Source organism: Pseudomonas syringae pv. tomato str. DC3000 (assembly GCF_000007805.1).
Lineage (GTDB): Bacteria > Pseudomonadota > Gammaproteobacteria > Pseudomonadales > Pseudomonadaceae > Aquipseudomonas > Aquipseudomonas avellanae.
Genome location: NC_004578.1, coordinates 1,407,357 through 1,420,075 on the forward strand (window position 1 = coordinate 1,407,357; position 12,719 = coordinate 1,420,075).

Below are 12,719 nucleotides of genomic sequence, written 5' to 3' on the forward strand. Positions count from 1 at the left end.
ACCTTTTAAAATATATTTTGACCGCCGGTTTCAATCCACTAGCGCTTGCCGGGTATTCCATACTTTCGCAAGCGGTGCGCAATGGCGGTGTGCGAGGTGTGCAGGCGTGCAGCTAACTGGCGTGTGGACGGATAGTCTGCGTAGAGTTTTTCCAGTAAATCCTTTTCAAATGTTTCGACGGCATTTTCGAGGCTGTCGATCGCGCTGTCGTTCTGACGTGCGACGGCAGTGCCTGCAATGTCCAGATCGCCTATATCCACTTGAGTGTTTTCACAGATCGCGGCGGCGCGGAAGATGACGTTCTGCAACTGCCGTACATTGCCCGGCCAGCGGTTGCCCAGCAGGGCAGGGTAGGTGCCGTGGGCCAGCCTGCAGACCGGCCGCTGAATCTGTGCGCAGGCCTGCTCCATGAAGTAACGGGCCAGCAGCAGGATGTCCTGACCACGCTCGCGCAGCGGCGGTACATCCAGGTTGAGGACGTTGAGGCGATAGAAAAGGTCTTCGCGGAAGGTGCCTTCGCTGACCATTTTTTCCAGGTCACGGTGAGTGGCGCTGAGAATGCGCACATTGACCCTGACTTCGCGGTCCCCGCCAACGCGGCGGAAGCTGCCATCGTTGAGAAAACGTAACAGTTTGGCCTGTAGGTAGGGTGACATTTCGCCGATCTCATCTAGAAACACCGTGCCCTGGTTGGCCAGCTCCATCAGCCCCGGCTTGCCACCGCGCTGCGCACCGGTAAAGGCACCGGGGGCGTAACCAAACAGTTCGCTTTCGGCCAGGTTTTCCGGCAGCGCGGCGCAGTTCAAGGCCAAAAACGGTTCGCCGTGGCGCGCGCTACTGGCATGACAGGCGCGCGCGACCAGCTCTTTACCGGTGCCGGTCTCGCCCTGAATCAACAGCGGTGCGTCCAGCACCGCCACCCGTTGCGCGCGCGCCTTGAGCGTGCGGATGGCGGCTGAATCGCCCAGCAGTGCATCGAAACCCTCGGCGTGATCGTGGTGCAGCGCCGACAGCCGTTCGCCGATGCGGCTGGGCAGGTACAGGGTAATCAGAGCGCCCGCTTCGGTGATCGGTGTGGCATCGAGCAATAGCGCCTCACCGTTGAGGGTGATTTCGCGCAGCGGCAGACGAAAGCCGTTTTCCAGCAGCGCGGCCTGCAGGCCGGGGTCGGCGAACAGTTCAGCGATGGGTTCGCCTGCAGGTTCACGGCCGATCAGGGCTATGAGCGCAGGATTGGCCAGCAGCACATGCCCTGCGCTGTCCAGTGCCAGTACCGGGTCGGTCATTGCCGCCAGCAGCGCATCCAGTTGCAGATGGCGACGCTGGCCGGGGAGGATATCGACCACCGTAATGGCTTCTACGCCACGCACCCGAAACAGGGCATCCTTGAGTTCTTCGAGCATCTGATGGCTTAGGGTCGGCGCATCAATGTAGACATTGGGCGGCACCATCTCCACGGCATCCAGATTCAGATTGCGCCCACCCAGAATGGCCAGCACTTCCTGGGTGATACCAACGCGGTCGATGAAGCTGACGTGGATACGCATGGGGCATTAATGGTTCGCGACACAGAGGCCGGCAAGTATGCCTTGTGGTGAAGGGTTTGGTGAAATTCGGCAGTGATCGTGTGTGCGATGACACGCTTACCCATACGTCGCGACGCACATTCAAGACCGGACACGGAGCGTCCAGAACTGCATTCCCACGCTGTGGAACGTGAGGAACGCCAACATCGTGCGACGCTCCGCGTCGTTATGCCGTTTTGGACGCTCTGCGTCCTCTTGCGACCCAGAGCGTGTGCACGACCATCTCGGCTTGAAGCTTGAAGCTTGAAGCTTGAAGCTTGAAGCTTGAAGCTTGAAGCCCCAGCCCTATTCCAGATGCTCAGGCTTCACCGGGTCGCCTGGTTTGGCGTGGAGCTTGTCACGAATGTCCGCGAATATCCGGTCGTAGTCCTTGTGCTGGGCGATGGGCAACGAGGCCGAGTTGGGTAGGCCGTGCCTGATGGCAATGCGGCTCGCGTCGTGGGCAAAGTTGAACGCCAGGTCGCGCGTCAACTGGAATTGCTCTTCAAACGGTTTGTCGTTGATCTGGCCCTGCATGGTGAAATGCATGCTGGTGCCTTCTTTCGGGTCTTCGTTCACTTCGTAGCGCAAGTGGATGTCATAGCTGACTTCCGAGGGTTGCAGCGCCACGTGGGTGATGTGCAGATGGCCTGGCTCGTACATGGAGGTGCTCCATCAAACGATGAGTGTGATCGATCAGACACTGGCTGTGCCTGCGCGGTTCAGCCTGATGCGCAAGGGTCTTGTTGCCGCGTACGCCTTGCTCTTCAATCTGCTTTTTTGGCCGGCTCCGGTCTTGACCATATCCACAGGTTGCCCATCGCCATGCCTGTGAGCGCCAAGTAAAGCCACCATGCATGGCCGATCAGGCTGAGCATCACCACGGCACACACCAGCATGCTGATGGTGGCGCTGATCTTGGCCTTGCGTGCAACCAGCCGGCCGTTACGCCAGTTGTACAGGATCGGGCCGAACACGCGGTGGTTTTCCAGCCAGGCGTTCAGTCTTGGCGAACTGCGCGTCGCAGCCCAGGCCGCCAGCAGGATGAATTCGGTGGTCGGCAAACCGGGAATGAAGATCGCAATAATGCCTATGCCAAGAGCGACATAGGCAAGGATGCCGTATAGAAGGCGTGAGAGTCTTGAGCCGGGTGGTTTGTACGTCATGGTCTCTACAGGCAGGTTCGGAAAGCCCGGCCAGCTTAACAGCACCGGGCGCTTTTTCATGCCTGTACCATTTCCGTGACCGGTGCATCGGCATAGGCGTGCTGCAGCAGCACGTTGAAACGCTCGAATGCTGCGATGGCGCCTAGATCCAGTTGCGCTTCCTGTGCGGCGGTCAAAGGCAGTTCATTCAGCGTATTCACAAAGGCTTTCCATCCCGCCGCCCGGCCCCCGGCGGGCTCGCCCAGATGCCGTGCGCCAAAACGGTCGCTCAGTTGCAGTGCTTCGGCGCGCTTGATCAGAAAAGCGGCACCCAGCTTGGAGCCTTCGGAGACGAACAGCCAGCCCAGCGCCTCCGCAGTGCCGGGGCTTCTGACTGCGCCAGCCACCGGTAAAGGGGTGTCCATGTTCAGGTCGGCAAGGTCGGCTTTGGCCTGTTCGGCACGGCAGCGTGCGGGCAGATCGCTGATGATTGCCTGCAACGCAGGCTCGTTGTACAGGCCTTGCAGTTCACTCTGAAACAGGTATTGGGCGACCACAAAACGTGCATAACCGGCCAGCGTCTCGAACGGCGCATAGGCTTTGACTGCCTTGTCGAGTTGTTCATGCGGCGCGTGGGTGATCTGATTCAGTCGTTGCGAACGCAGGGTCGGTCGGTTCTGATCAAGCGTCATCGAAGTCTTCCTTGCTGAAATAGGAGGCATGTTGAAAAAAGGGCTTACTGAATAGACGAATAGCCACGCCCAAACGCGTAAAAAAGCCTGCCGCACAGGTTCGACGGCGGGCTTTGGGTCACGCGCCGTGTCAGATATCCCACACCACATTGACGCTGAAATTGCGCCCCGGCTGGGTCAGGCGATCCAGGTTGGCCGGTGCGGTCACACCGGCTTCGCCCACGCCGTCGTAGCCGCGCACATCGTCCCAGCGCCAGTACTTCTTGTCGGTCAGGTTGTAGAGGCCGGCATTGACGGTCACGTCGTCGCTGACCTTGTAATAGCCGGTCAGGTCGAGAATGCCGAAGCCCGGGGTCTTGAACTGGCTGGAAGTGCCGTCCGGGCTGTGGAAACTGCTGTCATCCACGCGGGTCTTGCGTTTGACCAGCGTCCAGCTCAGCTGACTGCCATAGTCTCGCTGCTCATACCCCAGGCCGATGACGCCGGTCAGCGGGTTGACGCTGTTGATCGGCTCGCCGGTATCGTTGTTGCGGCCATGCACATAGGCAACGGATGCCTGGCTGTACAGGCCGTTCGGCGCACCGAGGCTGTCGAGATTGATGCGCCCTTTGACTTCAGCGCCTTTCATGGTGGCGTGCTTGATGTTGCTGGACTGGAACGTGAGCTCGCTGTAGCCGGGGGTGATGGCGTCCTCGTTGATGAAGTCGCGGTACTTGTTATGGAACACCGCGATGTCGAACGAGCCGGATTCAAAGCGGCCGCGTAGTCCGGTTTCATAACTCTTGCTGGTTTCCGGCTCCAGATTCGGATTGGGCTCTACCACGTATCCGGCGGTCGGGTTTTCGAAGCGGCCATAAAGGGCCTTGGCTGATGGGGTGCGGAAACCTTCGGCGTACTGGCCGTACCAGGTGTAGGCGTCGCTGAACGCGTAGGTCACGCCGAACTTGGGCGACAGGCGGTGCCATGTCCGCGTTTCGTCGTTGGCCTGACTTGGGTCGGTGAGGCTGACCGACCTGAGAAATTCTGGCGTGAACTTCGGGTCGAGCCGGGTGTGGTCGTAGCGTACGCCGGGCATAAAGGTCCAGTCTTTCCAGCTGATCTGATCCTGCGCGAACAGTGCATAGCTGGTGATGGTCGGGTCGGGGAAGTCACTGGTCGCGGCCAGTCGGTCGCTCGGGCTGTCTGCGCCGACCACGCGGCAGGTGCCGAACACCCGTGCGCAGGTCCCGCTGCCGCTGCGCAGCCCGGTGACTTTCTGTTGCTTGAGGGTGGTGCCGTAGGTCAGCACATGGTCGGTGCTGGCAATGGAGAATGCTTTATCCAGCTGCGCATCGAAGATCCACTGTTTTTCCTGGTACTGCGTTTCACGCTGGCGATACACGTCGCGGGAAAACGGGAAGTAACGTTCCTGAGTGCTCTGGTCGGTCTTGGCGGTCTGGTAATTGAGGCTCCATTTGAGGTTGTCCGCCAGCAGGCTGTCGAGGGCAAAGCTGTTTTCTATACCAAAACGCTCGCGGCTGATGGTGTCGTTACTTTCGCGCGACTGATACATGCCCAGCCCGCTGCCATTGGTGAACGGCCCGCCCACTGCGCTTTTCAGATTGGTGTTGCGGTCGTCCTTGTACTTTTCGTAAGCCAGCGCCAGCCGCGAGCCGTCGGCGTAGTTCCAACCCAGCTTGGCCAGCACGTTGGTGCTGCGCGCATCCTCGGGGTTGGCTTCGGTACGGCTCAGGCCTGTGCCACCTGTTTCACCATAGGATTCGGTTTCGTGACCATTGCGCTGGCTCACGTGCAGCAAGCCGTCGAACTCGCCCTGACGACCTGCGACGGTGGCCGAGTTCAGCCAGCTTTCGTCTGCCGAGCTGTAACCGGTCTTGAGGCGCGCGCCGACATCCTTGCCGGGCTTGATGATGTCATCCGGGTCCAGTGTGTAATAACTGACCACGCCGCCAATGGCGCTGCTGCCGTACAGCGCCGAGGCAGGGCCGCGGAGGATTTCGACGCGCTTGACGATCTCCGGGTCGACATAGTTGCGGTGGGTTTGCGCATAAGGCCCGGTGAAGAAACTGTCGGGAACTTCAACGCCGTCGACCTGAGTCATGATGCGGTTACCGTCGATGCCGCGAATGTTATAGCCGGTCGTGCCTGCGCGCTGGCCAGCACCGCCGACCGAAACACCCGGCTCGTAGCGCACCAGGTCACGGATGGTATTGACGTTGTTGCGATCCAGCTGTTCACGCGAATGCACGCTGACGGTACTCGGCACTGTCACCACTTCCTGAGCCTGACGCGTGGCGCTGACGGTGATCTGATCGAGAGCCATCACGCCCGCGGCGCGTTTTTCGAGCACCGCGTTGTTGTTGCCCAGGTTGCGATAGCTCAGCGAGCTGCCGGCCAGCAGGGCGTCCAGCGCCTGGGCAGGGCTCAGGTTGCCGCGGGCACCCGGGGAGGTGACGTTTTGCGCGAAATCCGATGACACGCCCACCTGCCAGCCGGTGATGCGGCTGAATTCATTGAGCGCCGACACCAGCGATTGCGGACCGATCGAGAAGCTGTAAGTGCCTGCAGGGCGCACGGACCGGTTGGTTTCGGCGGCGGCGTGGGCAGGAATCGCCTGCAGGCTGGCGCCCAGTACCGCGACGGTCAGCAGCGAAAGTCTGAGTCGTGCGCGGTTTTGCACGGCAGGCGTGAACGTGGATGACATCGGTAGCGCTCCCTGGGGTGTTGCTCGTAATAGTGTTTGCAAACTGTTTCGAGATGAGAATCAGTTGTATTGGCTATAACTAGACGAACGGGAAACAGCTATCGAGTAAAAAAACTTTTCTCAGTTGAGAATCAGCAGCGCCGGCATCTCGTGCAGGCTTGCCGACGTGATCTGCGCCAGTGAGCGCACCACGTCCAGCGGGTTGTCCAGGCGGTAGTTCCCGGTCACTGCAACACGGTCCAGTTGCGCGTTGGTGCTGATTATCCAGCCGGGATAATAGCGACGCAGTTCGGCCAGCACCTCGCTCAGCGGGCAATTGTCGAACACCAGTCGACCCTGAACCCAGGCCAGATCGCGTGCCGGATCAAGCCTTTCACGGTGGCCGAAGCCGCCCGGCCCGACGCGAACACTGTCGCCAGCACCCAGGCTGACGCTGGAGCCGCCGCGGGTGGCGCGTACATCAACGGCCCCGCGCTGCACCTGAACCTGGGCGACGCCATCCAGATAACGCACGGAAAACTCGGTGCTGTTGGCACTCATGCGCACCGGGCCGGCTTCGATTTCCAGTGGCAGACCCGTTCTGGGCGCGACATCGAAAAAGGCCTCGCCTTGCAGTAGACGGGCCGAGCGCTGTTGTTCGTCGATCTTGCTGGAAAAAGCCGAATTGGTGTTGAGCAGCACCTTCGAGCCATCCGCCAGTTGCAGGCGTTGGCGTTCACCCACCACCGTCAGATGATCGGCTTGCAGGCGCAACGGCAGGTTGCTGAAGCTGAAAATCCCCAGCAACAGCACGGCAGCGGTAGCCAGCGGTTTCCAGTAAGTGCGGATGTGCCGCCGCGAAGTGGGTGTCAATGGCTGTGCGATGACGGCGGCAGCCTGCCGGACGGGCTGCGAGTTCCACGCCGCGCAGGCCTTGTGGTACGCGCGAGCGTGTTCGGGATCGGCATTCAGCCATTCCTGAAAACGGGCCAGTTGCACATCGTCGGCGCCCTCGAGTTCGATCAGCCAGCTCAGGGCCTGATCCATCGCGCGGTCGCTCAATACCTCTCGGGCAATCGCGCGCGGGCGTTCGTTTTTAGGGCTCACGGTGGTCCTCGGCAATCCTGAAACTGTATCGATAAGAGTCTGGCGGCTTGCCAGCCTGCGGCAGGGTTCAGGGCGGGTCAAGCCTTGACACCACGCCGATGCAGATCGCCATGATCAGTTTCAATTCCTTTTGCACCGTACTGGCCGAAACTTGCAACTGCTCGGCGATTTCCAGATAGCTGCAGCCGTTGAGGCGGCTGAGGGTGAAAATTTTTTGTTGACGCGGGCTCAATGTGCTCAGGCTGGCGCTCAGGCTTTCGAGCAGACGCTTGGCGTGGGCGGCATCTTCAGGTTTGCCGAGTTGCGCGACAACGCGTTCCAGTTGGCCCGGCGAGACGTCTTCGACGAGGGTGCGGGCATGAATACGTCGCGCACGCAGATGGTCCAGCGCAAGGTTGAGCGCGGTCTGAAAAACGAAGGGTTCGAGATGGTCGACCGGGTGCTCGGTCAGCGCACGGCTGACTCGCAGCCAGGTTTCGTGCAGCAGGTCTTCTGCGGTGCTGGGGTTGCCGACCATGCGTTGCAATGTGCGTAACAGCACGGCGCGCTGGGCCAGAAAGACATCGTTGAAATGCGACTGCGACACAGAGAGGCCCGACCGGAGATTCAAGCAAATGATAATGCTTCTCATCTTTTGGTCGGGTCAAGCCTGCATCTGTAAAAAAATTTCTGTGCGCGGTGTATGGGGCGTTCCACTGCGACGCTGAATTTACTCGGCGTTATGCAGCGCCAGGCAGTTGTCGAGCATACGGTTGGAGAACGCCCATTCGTTGTCGTACCACGAGAGCACTTTCAGCAACTTGCCGCTCACTTTGGTGTGATTGGCGTCGAAAATCGACGACAGCGGGTTGTGATTGAAGTCGTGTGAAACCAGCGGCAGGGTGTTGTAACCCAGGACCTTGGAGTGCTGGCTGGCTTCTTTCATCAGCGCGTTGACTTCTTCGGCCGTGGTTTCACGCTTCAGGGTGACGGTCAGGTCGACCAGCGAAACGTTGATCACCGGCACGCGAACAGCCATCCCCGTGAGCTTGCCCGCCAGTTCCGGCAGAACCAGGCCCACCGCTTCGGCAGCGCCGGTCTTGCTCGGGATCATCGACTGGGTGGCCGAGCGCGCGCGGTACGGGTCGGTGTGATAGACGTCGATCAGGTTCTGGTCGTTGGTGTAGGCATGAATGGTGGTCATCAGGCCGCTTTCGATACCCAGTTCACGGTGCAGCACTTGGGCGACCGGGGCCAGGCAGTTGGTGGTGCACGATGCGCTGGAGATGATCTGGTGCGACTGGCGCAGCGTGTCGTGGTTGACGCCATAGACGATGGTGGCATCGGCACCGCTGGCCGGTGCTGAGATAATCACCTTGCGGGCGCCGGCGGTCAGGTGCGCGGCAGCCTTGTCGCGGCTGGTGAACAGGCCGGTGCATTCGAATACCACGTCGATGTCCTGCGCTTTCCACGGCAGTTCGGCCGGGTTGCGAATGGCGCTGACCGAAATACGGTCACCATTGACGGTCAGGCTTTCCTTGTCACACTCCACGGTGCCGCTGAACGGGCCGTGTACAGTGTCGAAACGCAGCAGGTGCGCGTTCATTTCGCTGTCGCCAAGATCGTTGATGGCGACGACCTGCAGGTCCTGCCGGTAGCCTTGGGTATACAGTGCACGTAGGACGTTGCGGCCGATTCGGCCAAAACCGTTGATTGCGATACGGAGAGTCATACAGCCGTCCTTCTGAATTTGTTGTTGGAATTACAAGATTATTCTCATAGAAATAGAAAACAAGCCTTTTTAGTGGCAATATTTTGTTTTATCTACAACTACAAGCCTGAAAGGCCCTCCCGGTTGATCGAGATCAGGGTTCTGCTCCCTGACCGTCACTGCTCGAAAACCGGAACCGTCTTTACGGGTGACCTTAGACGTTAGCCTGGAGTTCATCACATGCATCCCCGCGTCCTTGAAGTAACCGAGCGGCTCATTGCTCGCAGTCGCGATACCCGTCAGCGCTACCTTCAATTGATTCGAGGCGCAGCGAGCGATGGCCCGATGCGCGGCAAGCTTCAATGTGCCAACTTTGCTCACGGCGTCGCCGCCTGCGGACCGGAGGACAAGCAAAGCCTGCGTTTGATGAACGCCGCCAACGTGGCAATCGTCTCTTCCTACAATGAAATGCTCTCGGCGCATCAGCCCTACGAGCACTTTCCTGCACAGATCAAACAGGCGTTACGTGACATTGGTTCGGTCGGTCAGTTTGCCGGCGGCGTGCCTGCCATGTGCGATGGCGTGACTCAGGGTGAGCCGGGCATGGAACTGGCCATTGCCAGCCGCGAAGTGATTGCCATGTCCACGGCAATTGCCTTGTCACACAATATGTTCGACGCCGCCATGATGCTGGGTATCTGCGACAAGATCGTCCCCGGCCTGATGATGGGGGCGTTGCGTTTCGGTCATCTGCCGACCATCTTCGTGCCGGGCGGGCCGATGGTGTCAGGTATCTCCAACAAGGAAAAAGCCGACGTACGGCAGCGTTACGCTGAAGGCAAGGCCAGCCGTGAAGAGCTGCTGGACTCGGAAATGAAGTCCTATCACGGCCCGGGAACCTGCACGTTCTACGGCACCGCCAACACCAATCAGTTGGTGATGGAAGTCATGGGCATGCACCTTCCCGGTGCCTCGTTCGTCAATCCCTACACACCACTGCGTGATGCGCTGACAGCTGAAGCGGCTCGTCAGGTCACGCGTCTGACCATGCAAAGCGGCAGTTTCATGCCGATTGGTGAAATCGTCGACGAGCGCTCGCTGGTCAATTCCATCGTTGCGCTGCACGCCACCGGCGGCTCGACCAACCACACGCTGCACATGCCGGCGATTGCTCAGGCTGCGGGTATTCAGCTGACCTGGCAGGACATGGCCGACCTCTCCGAAGTGGTGCCGACCCTCAGTCACGTCTACCCCAACGGCAAGGCCGACATCAACCATTTCCAGGCCGCAGGCGGCATGTCGTTCCTGATTCGCGAGCTGCTGGCAGCCGGTCTGCTGCACGAAAACGTTAACACCGTGGCCGGTTATGGCCTGAGCCGCTACACCAAAGAGCCATTCCTGGAGGATGGCAAACTGGTCTGGCGTGAAGGCCCGCTGGACAGCCTGGATGAAAACATCCTGCGCCCGGTGGCGCGTCCGTTCTCCCCTGAAGGCGGTTTGCGGGTCATGGAAGGCAACCTGGGTCGCGGTGTCATGAAAGTATCGGCCGTTGCGCTGGAGCATCAGATTGTCGAAGCGCCAGCCCGAGTGTTTCAGGATCAGAAGGAGCTGGCCGATGCGTTCAAGGCCGGCGAGCTGGAATGTGATTTCGTCGCCGTCATGCGTTTTCAGGGCCCGCGCTGCAACGGCATGCCCGAACTGCACAAGATGACCCCGTTTCTGGGCGTGCTGCAGGATCGTGGTTTCAAAGTGGCGCTGGTCACCGATGGACGGATGTCGGGCGCCTCAGGCAAGATTCCGGCGGCGATTCACGTCTGCCCGGAAGCGTTCGATGGTGGCCCGTTGGCACTGGTACGCGACGGCGATGTGATCCGCGTGGATGGCGTAAAAGGCACGTTACAAGTGCTGGTCGAAGCGTCAGAATTGGCCGCCCGAGAACCGGCCATCAACCAGATCGACAACAGTGTCGGCTGCGGTCGCGAGCTTTTTGGATTCATGCGCATGGCCTTCAGCTCCGCAGAGCAAGGCGCCAGCGCCTTTACCTCTAGTCTGGAGACGCTCAAGTGAAGTTGGCCCTGGTCGGTGATATAGGCGGTACCAATGCACGTTTTGCCATTTGGGAAGACGACACGCTGCATTCTGTCCGGGTGTTCCCGACCATTGACTACGCAGGCCCCGAAAAGGCCATCGAAGTCTATCTGCAGGACCTTGAATTGCAGCGCGGTGACATTGGCTATGTGTGCCTGGCGGTCGCCGGGCCGGTCGATGGCGATCTGTTTCAGTTCACCAACAGCCACTGGCAACTGAGCCGTGAGGCGTTCTGCGCCGACCTGAAAGTCGATCACCTGCTGCTGATCAACGACTTCACCGCCATGGCGCTGGGCATGACCCGGCTCAAGGACGATGAATACCTGACGGTCTGTCATGGCGTCGGCAAGCCGGATCGCCCGCGCGTGGTGGTCGGGCCGGGCACTGGGCTGGGCATCGGCACGCTGATCAAACTGGAAGACAGCCGCTGGATGGCCTTGCCGGGCGAGGGCGGGCATGCCGACCTGCCAATCGGCACGGCGCGCGAGGCCCTGCTGTGGACGCGGCTGATGGCCGAGCACGAACATGTCAGCGCCGAAGTGGTGCTCAGTGGTGCGGGCCTGTTGTTGCTGTATCAGGTCAGTTGCGCGCTGGACGGCATGGACGCAGAGCTCAAGTCGCCTGCTGCGATCACGTCGGCTGCGCTGGCAGGCGATCCGGTCGCGGCGGCGGTGCTTGAACAGTTCTGCGTGTTCCTCGGCAGAGTGGTCGGCAACAACGTTCTGACCCTGGGCAGTCTGGGCGGGGTCTACATCGTGGGTGGCGTGGTGCCACGTTTCACAGAATTCTTCATGAACAGCGGCTTCAAGCGCGCCATGGGCGAGAAGGGCGTGATGAGCGGCTACTTCAAGAACCTGCCGGTCTGGCTGGTCACCGCCGAGTACCCAGGGCTTATGGGTTCAGGCGTTGCGCTGCAACAGGCGTTCGGTTCGCAAATTTGAGCAACACCTCATAACAACAAGGTTTCACGGTCAAACAAGGACGCCTTATCTTGAGTTCAGTCAGTAAATCGATCCTGCTGGTGGATGACGATCAGGAGATTCGCGAGTTGCTGGACACCTACCTGAGTCGTGCCGGTTTTCAGGTGCGCACGGTGGGCGATGGCGCGCAATTTCGCCGCGCCTTCAACGAAGAACCCAGTGATTTGCTGATCCTTGACGTGATGCTGCCGGATGAAGACGGTTTCAGCCTGTGCAAATGGGTGCGCCAGCATCCGCGCCAGCCGCACGTGCCGATCATCATGCTGACCGCCAGTTCGGACGAGGCCGACCGGGTCATCGGCCTGGAGTTGGGGGCCGACGATTATCTGGGCAAACCGTTCAGCCCGCGTGAGCTGCAAGCGCGTATCAAGGCGTTGTTGAGGCGCGCCCAGTTTGGTCAGGATCGTCCGGGTGGCGATGTGCTTCTGTTCGATGAATGGCGGCTGGATATGGTCAGTCACCGGCTGTTTCACAATGACGGCGAAGAGGTGATTCTTTCCGGTGCCGACTTTGCACTGCTCAAGCTGTTTCTCGACAACCCCCAACAGATTCTCGACCGCGACACCATCGGCAACGCCACCCGTGGCCGGGAGCTGATGCCGCTGGAGCGTATTGTCGACATGGCGGTCAGCCGCCTGCGCCAGCGTTTGCGCGACACCGGCAAGTCGCCGCGCCTGATCCGCACCATTCGTGGCAGTGGTTACCTGCTGGCGGCGAGTGTTAATTCGCACGCGAGCAACGGTTATTAATCCGCCTGCCGCAGGCCCGA

11 protein-coding genes are annotated in these 12,719 nt (G+C 60.2%); 3 read left to right on the plus strand and 8 right to left on the minus strand.

What is annotated here, in order from left to right:
- Nucleotides 1-38: 38 nt before the first annotated feature.
- The 8 genes from PSPTO_RS06760 to gap form a co-directional block, all read right to left on the minus strand.
- Complete coding sequence (locus tag PSPTO_RS06760; RefSeq protein ID WP_007244904.1) at nt 39-1,547, minus strand: sigma-54-dependent transcriptional regulator; 1,509 nt, start codon at nt 1,545-1,547, stop codon at nt 39-41.
- Between the two features lie 324 nt (nt 1,548-1,871).
- Nucleotides 1,872-2,228, minus strand: a complete 357-nt coding sequence (locus PSPTO_RS06765) for a DUF5064 family protein (RefSeq protein WP_005764067.1) — start codon at nt 2,226-2,228, stop codon at nt 1,872-1,874.
- Nucleotides 2,229-2,332: 104 nt separating this feature from the next.
- Complete coding sequence (locus PSPTO_RS06770) at nt 2,333-2,791, minus strand: YbaN family protein (RefSeq protein ID WP_003375928.1); 459 nt, start codon at nt 2,789-2,791, stop codon at nt 2,333-2,335.
- Entirely contained in the window at nt 2,788-3,402 is a 615-nt protein-coding gene (locus PSPTO_RS06775) for a biliverdin-producing heme oxygenase (protein WP_044390979.1), read from the minus strand. Before PSPTO_RS06775 ends, PSPTO_RS06770 begins: the two co-directional genes overlap by 4 nt.
- A 130-nt stretch (nt 3,403-3,532) precedes the next feature.
- Nucleotides 3,533-6,106, minus strand: coding sequence for a TonB-dependent receptor (locus tag PSPTO_RS06780; protein WP_005764059.1), 2,574 nt, complete (start codon nt 6,104-6,106; stop codon nt 3,533-3,535).
- 120 nt (nt 6,107-6,226) lie between these two features.
- On the minus strand, nt 6,227-7,192 hold the full coding sequence (locus PSPTO_RS06785; RefSeq protein ID WP_010201831.1) for a FecR family protein: 966 nt from the start codon (nt 7,190-7,192) through the stop codon (nt 6,227-6,229).
- Between the two features lie 67 nt (nt 7,193-7,259).
- Complete coding sequence (locus PSPTO_RS06790; RefSeq protein WP_005764054.1) at nt 7,260-7,778, minus strand: RNA polymerase sigma factor; 519 nt, start codon at nt 7,776-7,778, stop codon at nt 7,260-7,262.
- A gap of 123 nt (nt 7,779-7,901) precedes the next feature.
- Nucleotides 7,902-8,903 carry a type I glyceraldehyde-3-phosphate dehydrogenase gene (gene gap, locus PSPTO_RS06795; RefSeq protein ID WP_003375919.1) on the minus strand — a complete coding sequence of 334 codons (1,002 nt, stop codon included), beginning with the start codon at nt 8,901-8,903 and terminating at the stop codon, nt 7,902-7,904.
- A 219-nt stretch (nt 8,904-9,122) separates the two neighbouring features.
- Here gap and edd point away from each other — a divergent pair, with 219 nt between their 5' ends.
- Genes edd through PSPTO_RS06810 form a run of 3 tightly spaced genes read left to right on the plus strand, consistent with a single transcriptional unit; the run spans nt 9,123 to nt 12,699 of the window.
- Nucleotides 9,123-10,949 (plus strand): phosphogluconate dehydratase, encoded by a 1,827-nt coding sequence (gene edd / locus PSPTO_RS06800; protein ID WP_005764053.1) that lies wholly within the window; start codon nt 9,123-9,125, stop codon nt 10,947-10,949.
- A complete protein-coding gene (locus PSPTO_RS06805; protein WP_005764052.1) occupies nt 10,946-11,911 on the plus strand; it encodes a glucokinase in 966 nt (321 codons plus the stop codon). The genes edd and PSPTO_RS06805 overlap by 4 nt, the downstream gene beginning before the upstream one ends.
- Nucleotides 11,912-11,961: 50 nt before the next feature.
- Nucleotides 11,962-12,699 (plus strand): response regulator, encoded by a 738-nt coding sequence (locus tag PSPTO_RS06810; protein WP_005764051.1) that lies wholly within the window; start codon nt 11,962-11,964, stop codon nt 12,697-12,699.
- Nucleotides 12,700-12,719 lie beyond the last annotated feature (20 nt).